Origin of the sequence: Hafnia alvei, assembly GCF_900095695.1 — a bacterium.
In the GTDB taxonomy this organism is placed as follows: domain Bacteria; phylum Pseudomonadota; class Gammaproteobacteria; order Enterobacterales; family Enterobacteriaceae; genus Hafnia; species Hafnia alvei_B.
In genome coordinates this window covers 1-19,566 of sequence record NZ_FMIQ01000082.1, presented here as the reverse complement: position 1 = coordinate 19,566, position 19,566 = coordinate 1, and the positions used below count along the sequence as shown (strand labels likewise).

Sequence of the window (19,566 nt, the reverse complement as noted above, 5' to 3'; positions counted from 1 at the left end):
TCAGCCTCGTGCTGCCAATGCGGTCACTCGCTCAAATGCTGTTCCGCTTTGGATGGTTTCCAGTGCCAGTTGCGCGTTGTGGCGCAGATTATCCTGACCGAACAATTTCAGCAGCAAAGCAACGTTAGCGGCGACTGCCGCAGCGTGCGCTGCATCACCTTTACCTTGTAATAAGCGCGCCAGAATGTCACGGTTTTCTTCTGGGGTTCCACCTTGTAACGCATTCAGCGAATAGCTCGGTAAGCCAAAATCTTGCGGAGAAAGCTGATAGCTTTCGATTTCACCGTTGTTTAACTCAGCCACCTGCGTCGGTGCGTGAATGGCAACTTCGTCCATCCCGCCACCGTGAACCACGGCGGCATTCTTATAACCCAGAACTTTTAGCGCCTGAGCAATCGGCAATACCAATTCAGGGCTGTAAACGCCGATCAGGGCCTTAGGCGGGCGCGCTGGGTTAATCAGTGGGCCGAGCACGTTAAAAATGGTGCGGGTTTTCAGCTGTTGGCGAACCGGCATCGCGTGGCGAAAACCAGTGTGATACTGCGGTGCAAACAGGAAGCAGACATTTAAATCATCCAACGCTTGGCGTGAATCTTCGGCGCTCATGTCTAAGCGAATGCCGAAGGCTTGCAATAAATCAGACGATCCTGAACGGCTGGAAACGCTGCGGTTGCCGTGTTTAGCCACTTTAGCGCCGCAGCTGGCCGCGACAAAAGCGCTAGCGGTAGAGATATTGATGCTGTTGGTGCCGTCGCCGCCGGTGCCTACGATATCCGCAAAGTCATAGTCTGGGCGCGGGAACGGTTGAGCATCAGCCAATAGGGCGCTAGCGGCCCCCGCGATTTCTTCAGGACGTTCACCGCGCATTTTCATGCTAATCAGCGCCGCTGCCAGCTGGCTGTCTTCTAATTCACCGCGCACGATGGCGGCAAATAGCTGGTGGCTTTCTTCTTGCGTCATCGACTGCGATTTGAACAGTTTTTCTAAAATAGGCTGATGCGTAAAAATGGTTGGTTTGATCAATGTGGCTTGCATGGTGTTTACTCCGTCAATTCTTTATAAGTTAGTCTTTTGATTTTGTTTATATTTATCGTATTTAGACTAATGCCCAAGCCAACGTCTGCTCTAACAAACGAGCGCCTTGAGTGGTAAGAATGGATTCTGGGTGGAACTGGAAACCACACACGCGATCTTCATCCTGACGAACAGCCATCACCATGCCGTTAAAGGTGGCATTGACCGTTAATCCTTGCGGGATCTGGCTGCCGACCAGTGAGTGGTAGCGTGCAACCGGCAGCGGAGAAGGCAAACCGGCAAACATGCCTTCGCCGTCGTGTTCAACCTGCGATGCTTTGCCATGCAGGATCTCACCCGCTTGACCCACGTGACCGCCGTAGGTTTCCACAATGGCTTGGTGGCCCAGACAAATACCGATGATGGGCAATTTGCCGCGCAGCTTGGTTAATAGCTCAGGCATACATCCCGCCTCAGACGGCGTGCCTGGGCCTGGAGAGAGCATCAGGACCGGATTCTCCATTTCAGCCAGTTTGCTGATAATCACATCGGCAGGAATTTGATTACGGTAAATCACCACGCGGTGACCGCTAGAGCGCAGCTGATCGACCAAGTTGTAAGTAAATGAGTCGATATTGTCGAGCAGAAGAATGTCAGCCATTAGAACACCTCTTTCACGTGATGAGCGGTGGCGATGGCTCGCAGCACGGCACGGGCTTTATTACGGGTTTCGTCGGCTTCAGCCTGTGGAACAGAATCTAAAACCACACCAGCACCGGCTTGAACGGTGGCAATGCCGTCTTCTACGTAGGCTGAGCGGATCACGATGCAGGTATCTAAATCACCGTGTGCGGTGAAATAGCCCACCGCACCACCGTAGCTGCCACGGCGAGTTTGTTCCGCCTGTGAAATTAATTGCATGGCGCGAATTTTTGGTGCGCCGCTCAGGGTGCCCATGTTCATGCAGGCCTGATAGGCGTGCAGCACATCCAGATCTTGGCGCAAGGTGCCCACCACGCGAGAAACTAAGTGCATGACGAACGAGTAACGGTCGACTTTGGTCAGGTCTGCAACATAGCGTGAGCCCGGTTCACAGATGCGCGCCAGATCGTTGCGTGCCAAATCGACTAACATCAAATGCTCCGCCAGTTCTTTATGGTCGGTACGCATTTCAAGCTCGATACGGCTGTCTAAATCGCGGTCTAATTCGCCATCGGCGCGGCGTCCGCGTGGGCGAGTGCCTGCAATCGGATAGATTTCAATCTGGCGGTTGGTTGCGTCATATTTCAACGCGCTTTCCGGCGAGGCGCCAAACAGAGAGAAATCGTTATCCTGCATGAAGAACATATACGGGCTTGGATTGCTGTGTTTCAGCGTATGGTATGCCGCCAGTGGAGAAGGGCACGGCAGGCTGAAACGGCGTGAAGGCACCACTTGGAAAATTTCGCCGATACGGATGGCCTGTTGCATTTGGCTGACCACGGCACCAAAAGCGTCGTCGCTCAAATTGCAGCTCAGCTGCATATTTTCAATGCGAGGATGGGTAATGGGCGCAGCCTCCTGCGTCATTTGCTGGGTTAGCTGCTCTAAACGAGCCTGCAAACGCTGTGCCTCAGCGGCATTCTCGGTAAATACCGAGGCTTGCAGGCGAGCGCTGCGGTGCTGGTGATCGAGCACCAACAAGGTTTCTGCCAGATAGAAGCAAAAATCTGGGCAGCGCTGATCGCTGTTTAACGCCGCGAGATTTTCAAAGCCCGCCACCAAGTCATAGGCGAACAGCCCCCCGATAAACATGGCCTCACGTTCCTGTTCAGGCACGATAACCAGCGTGAGCAGGGTACGCAGTGCGTCAAACACCGAGCGTGATTTCAAACGCGCATCTTCATCCTGCAAAGTATCGATAGCAGGGAAATGCAGAACGCGCTGGTTTGGGGATATTTCGTTCTCAACGTCTGCGGGCAATGCTGCGTCTAACAACGGAAGCAGGCCACGACCGTTTTCGGTCAGCGCCTGAAGGGTGACGCTGCGGCCCATCGCGGTGATACGCAGGGCGCTATCGATAACTAAAAGGCTTTTCAGATCTTGTTTGTTGTCGATCTCGGCGGATTCTAACAGTAACGTAGCGGGGCGCGCGCCACACAGCAGGTGAAACAGCGCCGTGGGATCGTTACGATAGGCCGCCGTTTGCGTTAACAAGGTCAAAGTGGGTTTTGTCGAATTCATTATTATGTCCGCTTGTTCGCTAGTGTTGTTTAAAAACGTTTTTTGCTGAATTTTGGCTATAAAAAAGCCCGCAGGGTGCGGGCGGGATTGTGCTGGATTTCATATCCGTAACACAGTTACTCCGCCCAACCGAATGAGTCGCGCCACCAACGTGCAGAAAGGGTCATTGCGGACGCCTGCACCTGATTTAGAAACTGACTGTTTAAAGAAATCTTACGCATCTCATTCACCTTAATTTTCTGTCGGTACTTTTCTGCTGGTACTTGCTGTTGGTACTACAAAAGAATGGGGCAGCACCGAACCTGCGTACTAGTAAACTAGTTTCATGGTTATGTGTCAACACCTTTTAAATGAATAAATTTCAATCATGTGAAATGCGAGAAAAGGGCGTAGCGTCAGTGAATGATTTAGGAATTAGGTGAATAGGTTAGCGCTCGGCTAGGCATCCTAGGTATGATAGCGCCAGATACCGCAATAGGATGGCTATTTTGCAAGATACACTGCTTGAATCAGAAGATGTGACACCGTCACCTCAACCCCTGTTTGACCTGCACAGCCACACGACGGCATCTGATGGTTTGCTCTCTAGCGCAGAGTTGGTGTCTCGCGCTGTAGAAATGGGGGTGACCACGTTGGCCATCACCGATCACGACACCACGGCAGGTATTCCTGCTGCGCGCCAAGCTATTGCTGAGCAAGGGCTTGAGCTTGAACTGATTGCGGGCGTGGAGATTTCAACGCTGTGGGAGAATCATGAAATCCACATTGTTGGGCTCAACGTCGATATTGACAGCGCTGAGCTACAAACGCTGCTGAGCGAACAGGTGACTCGCCGTCAGGCGCGGGCGAAAGAGATCGCGCTGCGGCTTGAGAAAGCGCGTATCCCCGGAGCGCTTGAGGGCGCTATGCGCATTGCCGATGGCGCTGAGATCACGCGCGGTCATTTTGCCCGCTATTTAGTGGAGCAAGGCTATGCAACCAACGTCGGTGGTGTTTTTAAACATTATCTGGCGCGCGGTAAAACCGGTTACGCTCCGCCTCAGTGGTGTACAATTGAAGAGGCCATCGTTGCGATTCACCATGCGGGTGGACTGGCCGTGGTGGCCCATCCGGGCCGCTATCAGTTGAGCAATAAGTGGTTGAAACGACTGCTGGCTGATTTTAAAAGCTGGGGCGGCGATGCGATGGAAGTCGCACAGTGCCAGCAAGCCCCGAATGAGCGTTCGCAGTTGGCTGCCTACGCGTTGCAGTTTACGCTATTAGCTTCGCAGGGCTCTGATTTTCATCAGCCCTGCGCGTGGATTGAGTTGGGCCGCAAATTGTGGCTCCCGACGGGCGTTGAGCCTGTATGGCGAGATTGGTAACTTAGACAATTCATCGTTCTGAGCTATCGACAACGTCCTGAATAATGAGGAATTACAATGAGTCAGCTTTTTTATATTCACCCGGATAACCCTCAGCCGCGCCTGATTAGTCAGTGTGTGGAAGTTCTGCGCAAGGGCGGCGTTATCGTCTATCCAACGGACTCCGGCTATGCGCTGGGTTGTATGCTGGGTGAGAAAAACGCGATGGAGCGTATTTGTCGTATCCGTCAGTTAGACAGTAACCATAATTTCACCTTGGTGTGCCGCGACCTGTCTGAGATCTCGACCTATGCGTTTGTCGATAACACCGCATTTCGTCTCATCAAGAATAATACGCCGGGCAACTACACCTTTATTCTGAAGGCCACGAAAGAAGTGCCGCGTCGCTTGATGAGCGAAAAGCGCAAGACGATTGGCTTACGTGTGCCGTCTAACCCGATTGCGCTGGACCTGTTGGCCGCGCTCGGCGAGCCGTTAATGTCGACTACGCTGATGCTGCCGGGCAATGATTTTGCGGAGTCCGATCCGGAAGAGATCCAAGATTCATTGGGTAAAGTGGTGGACTTGGTTATCCACGGTGGTTTCTTAGGCCAGCAGCCAACCACGGTGATTGATCTGACCGAAGATTCGCCGGAAGTGGTGCGCGTTGGCGCGGGCGATCCGAAGCCATTTATGTAATAACCCGCAGGAATAAAATTCCTGCTGATTTTCACACGAGCAAATTTGAATTTAAAAAGGAAAATGTATGTCTCAGATGCTGACTGAGAGTGAAGAACTGGCGTCCGATCTGGTTGCCTGCCAGCTGGTAATTAAGCAGATTTTAGACGTTATTGATGTGATTGCGCCTACCGAAGTGCGCGAAAAAATGGCCAGCCAGCTGAAGAGCATTAATTTTGACAAGGCCAGCATTGACCCTGTCACCAAGCGCGGCGTGCAAAAGGCGATTGCGCTGATTGAGTTGAAGTTTGCTCAGCAGGAACAGGCGCACTAACGGTAAGGTGTGGTACGACTTCTATTCCGAATCTTTAATGTGAGAGAAGTGAAGGGTTTCGAACGCCCATGCGCAAATGTGTTTCCATGAAACCGCTGGCGTAGGCGTTCGAGTGAGGCGGCTCAAGCAACGCCGCCTTGTATATAGAATCTTTAATGTGAGAGCGGTGAAAGATTTCGTCCGCCCGTGAGCATTTGCGTTTCTATGAGACGGCTGGCGTAGGCGTCCGACGAAAGGTTGCCAGCGCGCAACCTCTCGACTCTCGCGCTTTTTACCGAGTCGTTTGTCCGACCGGTCTCGGAGCGCACGTCCTGTGCGCCCTCAACCTGCCACCAGCATCCCTGCTGGCGGCTCTAAAATGCATTCTTTAAACATAAAAAAAGGCAACAAAGATAAAAAGACCAAAGATATTTTCTATCTTTCTATCTTTCTATCTTTCTATCTTTCTATCTTTCTATTTTCTTTTAACTGTTTAGGTTTTGGTAGAACGAGCCGCCGGTACAGGGATGTACCGGTGGAGTTTGGGGCGCCCGGGATGGGCGATACCAAACCGGAGCGGAGATGGCATCTCGGATAAAAGCGCGCGAGTTGAGAGCCCCCGCGCAACGGGGCTCTCATCGGACGCCTTCGACTTAATTTATATGTGAATACCGTTGCTAAGAGGCGGTCGAAACCTTACACCGCAAGCACATAAACACATAAACACATAAACACATAAACACATAAACACATAAGCACATAAGCAGCATCAGCGGTCAAAACCCTTAACCATCTATAAACTATCTTTCCCCCACCCATATCCTCATCTCCCCCTCACCGCGATTAGCCCAGCTAAACCACGGGATAAAGGTCAGCTTCTGCTGTTCTTGTTTCTCCGGTGCAGAGTCATAGCGATACAGCGGCTGATGGGCGGCATTATCACTCACCACGCGAGTTCCCATCGTCTGAATCAGCATTTTATGGGCGAAAATACCTTGGCCTTCCAGCAGGGTAAATGTGCTATCGATGGGAAGGGAAAGATTATGTAATTCAGCACCGTTGTCGGCTTGTTCTAAGCAGTAAACCAACGGACCGCGCTGGATCGCCACTTTCCCCGCAACGTGGCGCAGGAGCGGATTGCCATATACGCGGCGTACCGGCATCGGCAAGATCATCTCAATATGATCGTTATTTTGCCATTCTCGCGAGATGTGCAGATAACCACGTTTAATCATTCCGTCGCAGGGAGCACCGTTCAATAAAACTAGTGGAGAGGCGCACCATTCAGGCAGCCGTAACGCTAAGGCTTGGCGAACAGGCTTTGTGGTGCGGATTTTCAGGCTGACATGTTCATCCCAAGGATAGTTGCCGGCTATCGATATTTTTAGCCCATTATCCAATGTGGTTTCATTGCCGACATATAAATTGATATACAAAGCATCGTCGCGCTGGGTGTAAATGTAATGGCCGATAGAGGTTAAAATGCGCGCAATGTTGGGTGGGCAGCAGGCGCAGCCAAACCAGCGCTGGCGGATCGGTTTTACGTGATCGTAGATGTGGTTAAACGGAATGCTTTTCGGATGAACTTCCAGTGGATTGACGTAGAAAAAATGGCGTCCATCGAGCGCCATACCGCCGAGCACCGTATTGTAAAGGGCGCGTTCCATAACATCGGCATATTGGCTATCGCCTTCCATTTGCAGCATGCGGTTGGCAAACATCATCAGACCAATCGACGCGCAGCTTTCGGCGTATACCGTATCGTTAGGCAAATCGTAATCGGAACTAAAGGCTTCACCACTGCTCTGCGAGCCAATGCCTCCGGTAATGTACAGCTGGCGTTGCACCATGTTGTTCCACAGGCGTAAACAAATTTGGCGTTTTTCTTCGTCGTGATTTAAGCGGGCCAAATGCGCGACGCCAGCCAATAAATAAACAAAACGTACCGCATGCCCAATGGCGCTTTCTTGTAGCGCTAGCGGCTGGTGTGCTTGGCTATAGGCCTTGTCTTTGACCATCCACGCGGGGCCGTAGGTATTCCAATAAGAGGTTTTCCCACGTTTTTCATATTCTTGATCGTAATAGTGTTGCGGCTGGTGTGGTGGCTGAGCACCTCGCTGCTCAACAAAATACTGAGTGAGCTTCATGTAACGCGAATGGCCGGTAACTTCATACAAACGCATTAAGGCCAGCTCAATTTCAGGATGCCCAGGATAACCATGCAGTTGGTTTTCATTGGGGCCGAAAACGCTATCGATATGATCAGCTAGTCGACAAACTACGTTAAGCAGGCGACGTTTGCCCGTGGCCTGAAACCACGCCACACCGGCCTCAATCATATGCCCTGCGCAGTAAAGTTCATGGCACTCGGCAAGGTTCGTCCAGCGCTCCTGTGGCGCTTTCACGGTGAAGTAAGTATTGAGATAACCATCCTCGCACTGAGCTGCTTCAATCAGTTCAATAACATGCTCGGCGGTGCGCTCTAATTCGCGGTCGGCTTTTTGGCACAAGGACCACGCAACGGCCTCTAGCCACTTGGCGACGTCGCTGTCTTGAAAAACCATGCCGTAAAACTCACCTTTTTCTAGCCCAGCGGCGATGCGGAAATTTTCGATAGCGTGGCTGGGTTCTGCGTCGCTGATACGGTCGTTGAGTGCATCCCACTGGTAAGGGATCACCACGTCGCGAACCAGCCGTTGATACTGGCCTAAAAATGGATCGTTAACGTGCACATGGTTTAAATCCAGTTCTTGAGCCTGTACTAAGACACTTGGCGCGGTGGCGTTGGACTGAATGGTTTCTAAAAAACTCATATTTACGGCTCCTAAAAAGATGGCAAATTAGGTCTAACCCGCATGGCGAAGGTGTAGATCGTGAGCAATGCGGCTCATCATTGGGTTATTCAGGCGGCAGAATCGAATAGCGAAAGCCAGCGCTAAATGGAAAAAAGCGGGTAGCAAGGTTTCGAGCGAAGTCATGCCGTTTAGCGAGGCAGGCGTTTGATTCTCCATCCCCGGTTGATAGGCAACCCAGATGAATACCAAGCTCAAAACACCGGCGCTGGATGCCCATGCAAGCTTGATAAAGAACAGATTGAAAGCGAAGTTCATGCCGGAAGAACGGATCCCATTTTTCCATTCGCCGTAGTCGTCGGCGAAAGCCATGATGGAGAAATGCAGCGGCAGGGTGAACCCGAGAATAATCCCGTTCCCCAGGATCACCGCGAGCCACAGCGTTTGAAATTGCGGGCCGGTTGGGATAAACCACATAATAACGGCCAGTAGCGCGAGGATAAGATTGGTGACGTAGTACAGGCGGACGGTGTCAAACTTGCGCGACAGCGGGCTGACAATAATCGCGCCAAGTATGGAGGCAACGGTGACCATGGTGAAGAAGAGCGATGCAAATCCGGTGCTGCCTTGTAATACGTAAGTGATGAAATACATATAGCCGCCGCCACGTAGGTTAAATACGTTGATCAGCAGGAATGACATCACGAGCACCAGCAGCATTTGATCGTTACGGCGCAGCCCGGACAGATGCTCGCGCAGGGTAAATTTTCCCATCAACGCCAGCGGGATCCGCTCTCTCACCCAGAAGAAGCAGCATAGGAACATGACAACGGCCACGGCACACAGTACGCCGACGCCTAACTGATAACCCGCCGCCTGATCGCCTTGCCCCAATACCTTAACCAGCCAAGGTAACCCAACCGATACCAGAAAACCGGCGACGCCACACAACACAAAGCGCCATGATTGGCAGGAAATGACTTCGCTATGGCGGGTCGTCATGGTGTTTATCAGCGCACAATAGGGCACATTAATCGCGGTGTAGCTAATGGAGAGCAAAAAATAGGTTATGAACGCCCACAGTATTTTCATGTTCATACTGACGTCAGGCACCGTAAAGGTCAGTATGCCGACGATGCCGATGGGTAAAGCAATCCACAGCTGCCACGGACGAAAACGCCCCCAGCGGCTGTGGGTTCGATCGGCGAGAATCCCCATCAGCGGATCTGAGATGGCGTCAATCACGCGTAGGGCAATGAACAACGTGCCGACCAAGGCCGGCGTCAGGCCAAAAATATCGGTATAAAAAAAGGTGAGAAAATTCATGATGAGGCAGGTAATGACGGTGCCGCCGGCATCGCCTAAGCCATAGCCAATTTTTTCCCGAATACTCAGTGATTCTTTATTATTTTTAGCGACAAAATCAGTTTGATTAATGGGCGTAGCGGTCATGTTGAATCCTCGCATATTGGCGACGTAATCATGCCGAAGTGAATATACCCGCCATACTTCAAGCTGCATTTTTGTTCGCTGTGTTTGTGCACCTGAATGACTTACCTGAGTAAGATTCATTGGGATGCGCTCACTTGCTGCTCAATACAACTCGAATTATGTTGGGTATAAATTTATTTATTCACTTTAGGGAGTTCATTATTTTTTATGTTTATTTCTGGTGTCGACGGTTATTAATCTGGCACAGAGCATAGGGAGCAACAAGGGGAGGGAAAAGTATAAAAAGATGACGATTCCGACTTAATAAGAAAAGTGTGAAGGCGATCGGTTAGTCTATTTTTAAAACACGAGGGTGGCGTCTTTGTAGGCTAGACTAAGCCAAATTTATCCACAGGTAACTGCCAATGCTTGAGGTCACTGTTGATTTTCCACTTACGGTACAAAACGGTGGGTTGTTTATTTCACGCGGCGTGGGCGCTCATCCGGCAAGGACACTCTCCTCATGGGAGTTGATTTTTGTTGAGAGTGGAACGCTGGCCATTCGTGAAGGCGATGCCGATTTTTATGTTTCTGCTGGCGAAATTCTCCTGCTAAGACCACTGTGTCACCATGTCGGATTAGAGACGTTTCCGCTTGATCTAAAATTTTATTGGCTGCATTTTGATATCTATTCATTTGATATTAACGAAACGGCTATGAAACATGGATGTAATAGCTCAACGGCGACGTTGTTGTCTATTCCTCAACATTGTAAGGCTCATGAACCACAATATATTAGTTCTTTATTTCGCCAATTTCTTAGTGAGCAAGAAAATAGAAAACAATCCCCAGCATTAGCGCTTATATTATTGCTTATGCTACAACAAATATCGGCTGGGCTACCGGATGATGCCAATATAACCCACTCAGGCGTTGCCTTAGCCTATAAGGCTAGGCAGCTGATTAAAACCCAGTATCATTTACCGATGAGCACAGCATCATTAGCTGAGCAGCTGTTTTGTAACCCTGACTATTTGGGACGAGTATTTCGTAAAACGTTTGGTGTGACCTTAACAGAGGCGATTCATCGGCAGCGTGTGAGCAGCGCAGAGAGGCTGCTGTTAAATGATATGTGTTCATTAACCGAAGTGGCTGAACGTAGCGGGTTTAACGATGTAGGCTATTTTAGGCAGATCTTTCGTAAGCAGATTGGGCTCACACCGGTGGCATATAAGCGCCGCTACTGTAAGGAACATATTAATTCGGACTAAAGAGAGCCGCTCTAGCACGGCACAAATGCTTAATTTGATGATCCTGCTCACAAAATCATGAAGATAAATTGTTAATTAAATGTGTAATGATATTATCCATTTGTTGAATAACTTCGACATAGAGTTTCTCATGCATTTGCACCCGCTTGATTCGTTTGCTGACTTTTCGGTAAATGACGGCGGGTTTTCTTTTTGTTGCTGCGGCATGGTGTTTCGAGGGTTTCTATCCTAGCCACCTTGTTGAAGGTGACTTTCTTGCTGCTGTTTGATACTACTTTAAGGTGTTCTAAAAGCGGAAAAAGATAAACGGCTTAGGGTGACAGAGGTGAAGGCCGCCAGAAATCTTGGTAGTCTTTGTACATCTAACGTACTTTTTTAAAAATAAGCAGAATTAACGCGATGGAGATTAAATACCCAAAAAATGCAACATATGTAATCTCAACAAAAGTTATAGATACTTGTTCAACGATGGCATTGCATCTGATTGCTGTAATTTTTTCATATTGATCTATGTCTGCGTACTTTAAGGTTACGCCGTAGTCCATGATTATAAGCGCTAAAGCACATATGTATATGAACATAATGATGAATATGCTACCCCATCGAATTACCCCCTTAATTGACATTGCATGATCCTTTTATAATTGCGCTACTACATTCATTTTTTTATTACCATCAAATAGAAAGCGAAGGCTGCAACATATGAAGCAAAACTCATTGTGACTAAAATCACTTTCAGTTTTAGCCATCTTGTTTGCTCCTTAGGATGGGATTTGATGAATCTTACCTCATCCTTGTTCATATCTCTTGTGTAGAACCCACTTTCTCTTGCCAGCAACGCTATTATGAAAAAGGAATCCGCCATCCCGATAGATCAATACTTGAGTAGGGAGTTTATTGAATCTAGCCATAAATAAAGCACACGTTTCTTGGAAGTTTCTTTTGATGACAGATTTTGGATAAAGCAAAGTAATGTCGATAGCAAAGCAATTGTCGCAAGTACGGCCATAATGAGTTCTTCAATGGTACTAAAGATACTATTTATCATAAGCCCCCAACCTTATCACCTAGTAGTTCAGCACCTGATTTGCCAAGTTTATAGCCTATATATTAAGCAGTTTATGATTGTATCAACTTGGAATATCTCTAGCCCTTGAAGTTGTATCAAACTGGTATTTATTATTATCTGTTTTTGACTTCGCCAGCATCAGCCCTAGGAGGAAAACACCGTTAACGATAGGTCCTACTCCTTCTCCGATAGTCTCAATAGCAAAAGCAATAATAATTGGGATAAGTAATACCCATCCGCTCAAACCAATGTCATGCAGTCGACGGACACAGAACGCAAGCCCGGCCAGCCAGGTATAAATCCCAATAGCGAGGACGATAAAAAAACCGATGACAGCCAGTATTACCGTCCCTGGCATGATCTGTAAGTTTGAATTAACCATAAAAATGCTGCTCAGATAAAATGAAGCCAGTACGAGCAGACAAAACATCGGCAACTGAAACAATGCAAAAAAGAAATAAGCCCGGCGACTGGCTACGCCTTTGTAGCAAAATGCCTTCCTGTAACCCTCGATCCCGTTTTTTAAAAAAAACATCTAACTTCTTTCCAATTAGTGATAAAAGTAAGGTTTCTTTATACACACAAATAGAAGGGATTTCATCTGATAGATATTTATTAGCAATGTTTGCAAAGCGCTACTGACGGGATCTTCGTCCACTGCATGACGTATTAGGGGGCATTCAGTTTTTATCATGTAAGCAAAGGAAAAAAATATACCCCAAAGAAAATTGTTATTTCTTTGGGGTAGGTGATGCGGAATGAACGTAATCAGAAATTGGGAAGCGTAGGGCTGATAACAAAAACTTACTCGTAGCGGCGGTAATACACTTCAAGCTTGTTTTGCAGTTTTCCCAGCACCGTGCTGAATACCAGATAAATCAGCGCCGCTTCTACATATAAAATCAGCGGCTCGTAAGTGACAGAAACAATGCGCTGCGCCGCCAAGAACATCTCAGGTACGGTGATAACCGCGGCCAGTGACGTATCTTTGATAAGCGAGATAAATGAGTTAGACAGCGGCGGTAGCGATACGAATACCGACTGTGGCAGGATCACGCGGTGCATGGCCTGTGAACTGCTCATGCCGATAGAATAAGACGCTTCCCACTGGCCTTTAGGCACTGAGATAATCGCCCCACGGATGATTTCAGAGGTATAGGCACCCACGCTGAGCGTGAAACCAATCAGCGCCGCCGGAAACGCATCGAGAGTGATCCCCGCACTCGGTAAACCATAAAAGATTAAGAACAACTGTACTAACAGCGGCGTGCCACGAATAACCCATACGTAGAAATCAAAAATCCACTTGACCGGTTTTGGGGCGTATAAGCGCACCAATGCGGTAATAAAGCCGAGAATAATCCCGCCAATAAAAGAGAGGATTGCTAAAGGCAGCGTGAATTGCAGTCCTGCAGACAGCAGACTCCAAAACGAATCCATCATCAGCTGTAGCCAGGCAAGGCCGTGAATATAGTCAGTCAGGCTGTGTAGCCATGCCATATGCCGTACTCCTAATACAGTAAGTCTAAAAAATATGCCTTAAAACGATATGTCTAAAAACAGTATGTCCAAAAGCGGTCTTCCTAAATACAACAGCCCGCCTCATGAAGTGATACCCAGTTAAGGATTCACAGAGGCAGGCTTGTCACTATTTTGGCTATAGTGTTAAAGACGATTACTGAGAAACGTCCTGACCGAAGTAGCGTACAGAAATCGTTTTATAAGTGCCATCAGCTTTCATTTCATCCAGCGCTTTATTTACCGCTTTCACTAATTCAGGCTGATCTTTACGCAGCAGAATCGCTGAGTTCTCGGTATTTTCATCGGTTGCGACGATTTTAACTTTCGCGTCTGGCTTATGCTTTTTGAAATCCAAGAATGACAGGTTGTCGTTTAACGTTGCCGCTGCACGGCCGCTTAACACCAGATCCAATGATTGGTTGAATCCATCGGTTGGCACTAAATCTGCGCCGTTTTTAGTCGCCAGTTTTGAATAGTTACTGGTCAGGCTTTGAGCCGCTTTCTGGCCTTTTAAATCAGCAAAGCTTTTGATGGTGGTGTTGTCATCACGGACAACCAGCACCGCTTTAGAACCGATATAAGGCTGAGAGAAATCAAACTTGGCTTTACGCTCGTCGGTAACGCCGACTTGGTTAATGACCGCGTCGTAGCGTTTAGCGCTTAAGCCCGCAATCAAACCATCCCAACGACCTTCGACAAACTCAGGCTTAACGCCCATTTTTTCTGCCACGGCTCGGGCGACATCCACGTCAAAACCAACCAGCTTGCCGCTTTTGTCATGGTAGGTATAAGGCGCATAGGTGCCTTCTGTTCCGAATTTCATCACGCCAGCAGACTTAATTGCCGCCAGATCATCGGCTGCTTGAGCCAGTGCGGAGGTAGCAAATAATGAGGTTGCAAGCAGAGCCAAGGTCATTTTTTTCATAGGTATCCCAATGTCTTACTTTAATTATTTGTTTAAAAAAACGCAGGTAATTGCGCTCCGTTATTGATGATGAAGCTAAACCATTGTCTGCGGTTTGCTAAATCACATTCTGCGATTATCAATAACCAAATGGAATAAAGCCTAAAAATCACGCAGTGCTTATCAGTTTAGATTAACCACCAGCCAAGCGCCGCAGAGATGATAAGAGCGGGAATAGAAAATAGATGAAACGTCAGCCAGATGCGCTTTTCATTTGCCATGCGTAAGGCGATGAGGTTGGCCATTGATCCCAGCGCAAACCCAAATCCACCAATATTCACGGCGTAGGCCAGCGTGGTGGTGGCAGGAATAAAACCCAGCAGCAAAATGGTAGCCGGCACGTTACTGATAACCTGAGAGAGCAGAATGCCGATCGTGTAAGTGCCAAACGTTGAAAGATGCTGCATGTTTTCAGTTAGCGGTAATAGCGCCGGTAACTGAGTGAGTAATTTCACATCAATAAACATCGCCATGAAAATGAAAATAAGCGCCCAATCGACCAGCAAAATAACTTTGGGAGACAAACACAGTAAGGCGACCAGCACGATTAACAGTCCGAGATAGGGCAAGCCTAAATCAACGCTAACGAGAAACACCCCATAGAGCACCGCACAGGCCAGCAATAGCCCGCGCTTGCGTGAGCTGTCTTGGCGATCGGCTAGAGGGCGAATGGTTTTGTTTGGGAAAAACATCAGCGTGAACAGCAATAGCAGAAACAGCAGCACGCCAGACAAAGGCAGCATTTGTCCAATAAAGGCGCTGAACGACAGGCCGCTATGATTCCACAGCAAAATGTTTTGTGGATTGCCAATCGGCGTCAGCAAAGAACCTACGTTGACCGCCAATGCTTCAAAGATGATTAAACGGGTCACGGGTAAGGCGCTGAGCTTTTTTAACGTTATCGTGAGTGGAACCACGATGAAAAGGGCCACATCGTTGGTAAGAAATGTGGAAAGCAGCGCAGAAGCCACAACCATAAACAGCGCTAAGGTGCGTTCATTGCTGAGGCGAGCCATCATTTTTCGCCCCAGCCAATCGAAATAGCCGCTCATCTCAACGCTTTTCGTCAGCAGCAGCAGCCCGAGCAGGGTGGTAATGGTGGGCCAATCGATCCAGTGAGGATAATCGCGCAGCGGGGAAGACGTAAAACAGGCCAATATTACGCCAGCAAGCAGGAGAAATTGCAGTAAACGATCGCGCAAAACAGCGCCGAGAACGTGACGTAACGAGGTTTGCATGATGCTGTTTCTCAGTGAGTTCAGGCGCTTTGTTTATACATCACGTGCAGGGGCTGAATAGTAGACAGTTGAATGTCGGTTTGAAGCCGATAGTTGGTTGGCGTAATGTCGAAATGCTTGCGGAACATATAGGTGAAATGTGACTGCGAGGCAAAGCCGTAGTACACCGCGATATCGATAATTGACTCTTCGGTGTGGCGTAAACGTTTTGCTGCACCAGACAACTTACGTTCGCGAATATAGCGGCCTAAGGACATGCCGGTTGTTTCACGAAAAATTTTCTGCATATGCCACAGTGAATATCCAGAGTAGCGGGCCAGCTCATCTAGATAAATATCGCGGCCTAGATGCTGCTCTATCCACTCGCTTAGCGCACATACTAGGGCAATATTGCGTTCGTTCTGCGTCATTCGTTCTCCGGTAATCGTTCTCATTAGCAACATGCCGTCTACTACATATTACGACATCATGGCGTTTACCTCTATACCCATGATAATACCCATCATACTTGAAGCCGTTTCAACCTCAGCTACACTGGCGATGAACATTAATTTAACAAGGAATCGCTGTGAATTCATCTCCAGTTGCTCTCGTGACCGGTGCCAGCCGCGGTATAGGGCGGGCTACGGCATTATTACTCGCTAAACGTGGCTATCGCGTGTGCATTAATTACTCTCAAAACCATGCAGCCGCACAGACGCTGGCGCTTGAAATAGCGGCTTTGGGGCAAGAGTGTTTGCTGCTCTGCGCCAATATTGAGGATGAAATGGCCGTTTGCGATATGTTTAACCAAATTGATCGACATTGGGGACGGTTGGATGCGCTGGTGAATAACGCTGGGATTTTGCAAACCCAGTCCACAATAGAAAGCTTAACGGCAGAAAGAATTAACCAGATTCTGCGTATTAACGTGACCGGGACTTTTTTGTGTTGCCGAGAAGCGGTTAAGCGGATGGCAAAACGCCACGGAGGGCGCGGTGGAGCGATTGTGAACGTTTCTTCTGCGGCAGCCAAAAGTGGTGCTCCTTTCGAATATCTGGATTATGCGGCCAGCAAAGGCGCGATGGATACGCTGACGAAAGGGTTATCAGTAGAGGTGGCGGGGGAAGGGATCCGCGTTAACGGCGTACGGCCAGGGTTTATTTATACGGAAATGCATGCGGATGGAGGCGAGGCCAATCGTGTCGATCGAATAAAAGCCTCATTACCGATGCAGCGTGGTGGACAGCCAGAAGAAGTTGCCGCAGCCATCGTTTGGCTATTGTCGGATGAGGCGTCTTATTCCACCGGCAGCTTGCTTGATTTGGCCGGTGGAAAATAGCTTAGACAGACATTATTTCATTGGCGGTTCGTATGGCAGGGTATCAATGCGTAGGGTGCGATAATAAGCCAGGCGCTCACGAAAATAGGTCCGCAAATGTTCAGGCTGCTCACGCTCAACCAGTTCCGCAATAACCGGCATGTGATAGCGCTCTTTATAAGATACGCCGCCTGCAGCTAAGTCGACATTGACTTTGTCCATCTCTTCTTGAGGAAGATTTGCCAGATTGAAACTCATATGACCTCCTGTTGCGTCGGCTTCATTATTCCAGAATGTTTCGTTTGACTCTATGGCTTATTGCTAATGAAAAGCAGGGCCGTAGCGCTCGAACCTGTCTCAAGCGTGAATACTACAGAGACAAAACAGCAGAGTACAAACTCAAACACTGCAAAATATTTAATCATTGCTGGGTTGGGATAAGTCCAGTATCGCTGAATAAATGCTGCAATTTCAGATCTTCCGTTGTAGTCACCGATAGTTTTCTTAATGTAATGTTTAACTTATAACCATTCATTAATAAGGGCTATTGCTGCATGACGACCAATAAACTCCCCCAGATGTACACGAATGAGCTCACACCTGAAATACTCTCAAACCTTGATGTATCGCCGTTTAGCGACGAAGCGCTATCAACCCTAAGTGACGATAGCATGGCAATTATCCAAGAGCAGGAAGCCTATATTCGCGCTCATCCTCCCATCGGGATTTTTCGCTTTGCAGCAGAAGGTAGCCAGACCAGAGGCGGCGGAACGGTCAAAATAGCCTCGAGTGGGGTGCTGATTAATCTGAAAAATGGTTCATCGGTACAACTAGCAAAAGTGGGCGATAGCGTAATTTATCCTGATGGTACGACGACACTGATTTCAAGTGGAGCGGGTAAAGAGCATCGCTTTGGACAGGTTCAAGCCGCGCTGGTGGGCAGCGGTTTAGATAATGGTGATGAAATTATCAATACGCCTCAGGATAGCCTGCTGATTATCAAACGTTTAGGAGAGGCAATGCCCGATGATTTTCTGGTGGAGCTTAGGTAATGGGCTACCGACCGAACATTATGGGTAAGGGTAAGGCATTATCCTGTGACAAAACGACAACCGGAGCAAAGTTGATTGCTTCACTGCCTACCAGCCAATATATGGTCTACGGTCATGCGGTTATCAGGGTTGGTGATAGTACGACGGAATGCCCAAAATGCGGCAAACGTGGGCGCGTCATTGAGGGCGAGCCCAGCTTTATTATCATGGGTAAGGTGTTGGCGGTAGATGGTGCAATTGTTCTGTGCGGCTGTCCCTCTGGCAGTAACCGGATCATTGCCCCGTTTGGGCAGTGGCTTGGCGCAGGGTTATCGCCAGCACAGCAATCTGCAGAAAAGCAGGCCGCAAAGATAGCAGCAGATGCGGCTGAACGGGCTGAGAATAAGGCGAAAGAGCAGGCAAAACGTTCTATGCCTGTATTTGCCAAATCACAAGAGCGTGGTGAAGGAAATACCGAGGCAGGAACGGGGCCGGAGACGCACGAGAACTTTGCGCTGATGGGGTATTTTCGCGCGGTGCCGTTGCCTGAACCTGAGCAACATGCGCAGAGTGCGAAACGGCCCGCATCACCGCCTCCCGAGCCGGAAAAACCGTGGTACAAAAAGCTCTTTGGCGGAGCATCATCCGCAGCACCGGCAGTCGCCGTGCCTGTAGCGGCTAGCACAGTGTTTCCATCAGGTTCGGCGGCGCTTGAGTGGGTCGGTGGTCGTTTCATTACGGCGGGATCATGGGCTGTTCGCGCCGTGGTTCCGTTTGGTGAAATTGCCGCTGCCGGTGCGGGAGCGCCGATTGCGGTGGCTCTTATCGGTATGATGCCTCGAACGCTTAACAGCGGAGAGCAGGATTTCATCGACCAAATGAGATTAGCTCAGTTGGCAGAGTCCGGTGGCAAAGCGCCAACACGGGTGCGTTTTCGTTGGGAGGATGATGGGCATGGGAGTTTATCCCCGAAAGGCTATCACACACCAACGGAAAGCGGTTTATCTGAAGTCCCCGTGCGTGAGATGAAGCTCAACACGAAGACTGGGCTGTATGAGTTTACGACAGAGGGGGTAAAGCCGGTTACGATTTACTGGAACCCTGACAAGCTAGAGTTAGATATTCCTTCGAATACGGGGCATCAAGGCAGCCCAAGCTTACCATCGTCCATAACGGTACTGCCGATACCGGAGAAGGTCGGAAGCGATATCGAGAGCTATCCCGCGCCGACTGAAGGGGATTTTGAGGATTACATCCTGATTTTCCTAGGTACGGATATGCCCCCGATTTATATCTATCTGAGTAAGCCGCCGGTAGAGTTTTTGGAGGTGGAGCTATACAGTGACTTTAAACGTCGATCTAGGCAGGGGAAATATTG

The 19,566-nt window shown here is 48.9% G+C and carries 17 protein-coding genes and 2 pseudogenes; 8 read left to right on the top strand and 11 right to left on the bottom strand.

Annotated elements, in window-relative coordinates; genetic code table 11:
- The 3 genes and pseudogenes from trpD to BN1044_RS21935 all read right to left on the bottom strand — a co-directional run.
- Positions 1-996: pseudogene (gene trpD / locus BN1044_RS24335) on the bottom strand (anthranilate phosphoribosyltransferase); the annotation flags it as partial.
- Positions 997-1,101: 105 nt separating this feature from the next.
- Positions 1,102-1,675: pseudogene (locus BN1044_RS24330) on the bottom strand (glutamine amidotransferase-related protein); the annotation flags it as partial.
- Positions 1,675-3,237, bottom strand: a complete 1,563-nt coding sequence (locus tag BN1044_RS21935) for an anthranilate synthase component 1 (RefSeq protein ID WP_072310471.1) — start codon at positions 3,235-3,237, stop codon at positions 1,675-1,677. The gene BN1044_RS21935 and the pseudogene BN1044_RS24330, both read right to left, overlap by 1 nt.
- 479 nt (positions 3,238-3,716) lie before the next feature.
- Between BN1044_RS21935 and rnm the strand changes: the two genes are divergently transcribed.
- The 4 genes from rnm (at position 3,717) to BN1044_RS23640 (ending at position 6,169) form a co-directional block, all read left to right on the top strand.
- The gene (rnm, locus tag BN1044_RS21930; RefSeq protein ID WP_072310470.1) at positions 3,717-4,601 is read left to right on the top strand and encodes an RNase RNM; all 885 of its coding nucleotides are present in this window, start codon (positions 3,717-3,719) and stop codon (positions 4,599-4,601) included.
- Positions 4,602-4,658: 57 nt separating this feature from the next.
- On the top strand, positions 4,659-5,279 hold the full coding sequence (locus tag BN1044_RS21925; protein WP_040044834.1) for an L-threonylcarbamoyladenylate synthase: 621 nt from the start codon (positions 4,659-4,661) through the stop codon (positions 5,277-5,279).
- 67 nt (positions 5,280-5,346) lie between these two features.
- Positions 5,347-5,592 (top strand): DUF2766 family protein, encoded by a 246-nt coding sequence (locus tag BN1044_RS21920; RefSeq protein ID WP_004093204.1) that lies wholly within the window; start codon positions 5,347-5,349, stop codon positions 5,590-5,592.
- Positions 5,593-5,905: 313 nt separating this feature from the next.
- Positions 5,906-6,169 carry a hypothetical protein gene (locus tag BN1044_RS23640; RefSeq protein ID WP_168780280.1) on the top strand — a complete coding sequence of 88 codons (264 nt, stop codon included), beginning with the start codon at positions 5,906-5,908 and terminating at the stop codon, positions 6,167-6,169.
- Between the two features lie 202 nt (positions 6,170-6,371).
- Here the strand turns inward: BN1044_RS23640 and BN1044_RS21910 are convergent, their stop codons facing one another.
- Together BN1044_RS21910 and BN1044_RS21905 are read right to left on the bottom strand one after the other, a co-directional pair.
- Positions 6,372-8,384 (bottom strand): glycoside hydrolase family 127 protein, encoded by a 2,013-nt coding sequence (locus BN1044_RS21910; protein WP_081329649.1) that lies wholly within the window; start codon positions 8,382-8,384, stop codon positions 6,372-6,374.
- 33 nt (positions 8,385-8,417) lie between these two features.
- Positions 8,418-9,815 carry an MFS transporter gene (locus BN1044_RS21905; protein ID WP_072310469.1) on the bottom strand — a complete coding sequence of 466 codons (1,398 nt, stop codon included), beginning with the start codon at positions 9,813-9,815 and terminating at the stop codon, positions 8,418-8,420.
- A 404-nt stretch (positions 9,816-10,219) separates the two neighbouring features.
- Here BN1044_RS21905 and BN1044_RS21900 point away from each other — a divergent pair, with 404 nt between their 5' ends.
- Positions 10,220-11,065 carry a helix-turn-helix domain-containing protein gene (locus BN1044_RS21900; protein WP_072310468.1) on the top strand — a complete coding sequence of 282 codons (846 nt, stop codon included), beginning with the start codon at positions 10,220-10,222 and terminating at the stop codon, positions 11,063-11,065.
- Between the two features lie 1,130 nt (positions 11,066-12,195).
- Here BN1044_RS21900 and BN1044_RS21885 read toward each other — a convergent pair.
- The 5 genes from BN1044_RS21885 to BN1044_RS21865 form a co-directional block, all read right to left on the bottom strand.
- Positions 12,196-12,669, bottom strand: coding sequence for a DUF805 domain-containing protein (locus BN1044_RS21885; protein WP_072310465.1), 474 nt, complete (start codon positions 12,667-12,669; stop codon positions 12,196-12,198).
- 269 nt (positions 12,670-12,938) lie between these two features.
- Positions 12,939-13,634: an amino acid ABC transporter permease gene (locus tag BN1044_RS21880; protein ID WP_072310464.1), complete on the bottom strand. Its 696-nt coding sequence runs from the start codon at positions 13,632-13,634 to the stop codon at positions 12,939-12,941.
- A gap of 175 nt (positions 13,635-13,809) precedes the next feature.
- The gene (locus BN1044_RS21875; protein ID WP_040044839.1) at positions 13,810-14,580 is read right to left on the bottom strand and encodes an amino acid ABC transporter substrate-binding protein; all 771 of its coding nucleotides are present in this window, start codon (positions 14,578-14,580) and stop codon (positions 13,810-13,812) included.
- A gap of 167 nt (positions 14,581-14,747) precedes the next feature.
- On the bottom strand, positions 14,748-15,857 hold the full coding sequence (locus BN1044_RS21870) for an SLC13 family permease (protein ID WP_072310463.1): 1,110 nt from the start codon (positions 15,855-15,857) through the stop codon (positions 14,748-14,750).
- 20 nt (positions 15,858-15,877) lie between these two features.
- Positions 15,878-16,267, bottom strand: a complete 390-nt coding sequence (locus BN1044_RS21865; protein ID WP_025796861.1) for a helix-turn-helix domain-containing protein — start codon at positions 16,265-16,267, stop codon at positions 15,878-15,880.
- A 158-nt stretch (positions 16,268-16,425) separates the two neighbouring features.
- Between BN1044_RS21865 and BN1044_RS21860 the strand changes: the two genes are divergently transcribed.
- A complete protein-coding gene (locus tag BN1044_RS21860; protein ID WP_072310462.1) occupies positions 16,426-17,178 on the top strand; it encodes an SDR family oxidoreductase in 753 nt (250 codons plus the stop codon).
- A gap of 12 nt (positions 17,179-17,190) precedes the next feature.
- Here the strand turns inward: BN1044_RS21860 and BN1044_RS21855 are convergent, their stop codons facing one another.
- Positions 17,191-17,415, bottom strand: a complete 225-nt coding sequence (locus BN1044_RS21855) for a DNA polymerase III subunit theta (protein ID WP_072310461.1) — start codon at positions 17,413-17,415, stop codon at positions 17,191-17,193.
- Between the two features lie 296 nt (positions 17,416-17,711).
- Between BN1044_RS21855 and BN1044_RS21850 the strand changes: the two genes are divergently transcribed.
- Together BN1044_RS21850 and BN1044_RS21845 are read left to right on the top strand one after the other, a co-directional pair.
- Positions 17,712-18,209: a PAAR domain-containing protein gene (locus tag BN1044_RS21850; RefSeq protein ID WP_072310460.1), complete on the top strand. Its 498-nt coding sequence runs from the start codon at positions 17,712-17,714 to the stop codon at positions 18,207-18,209.
- A partial coding sequence (locus BN1044_RS21845) for an S-type pyocin domain-containing protein (protein ID WP_072310459.1) occupies positions 18,209-19,566 on the top strand: 1,358 nt, incomplete at its 3' end. The genes BN1044_RS21850 and BN1044_RS21845, both read left to right, overlap by 1 nt.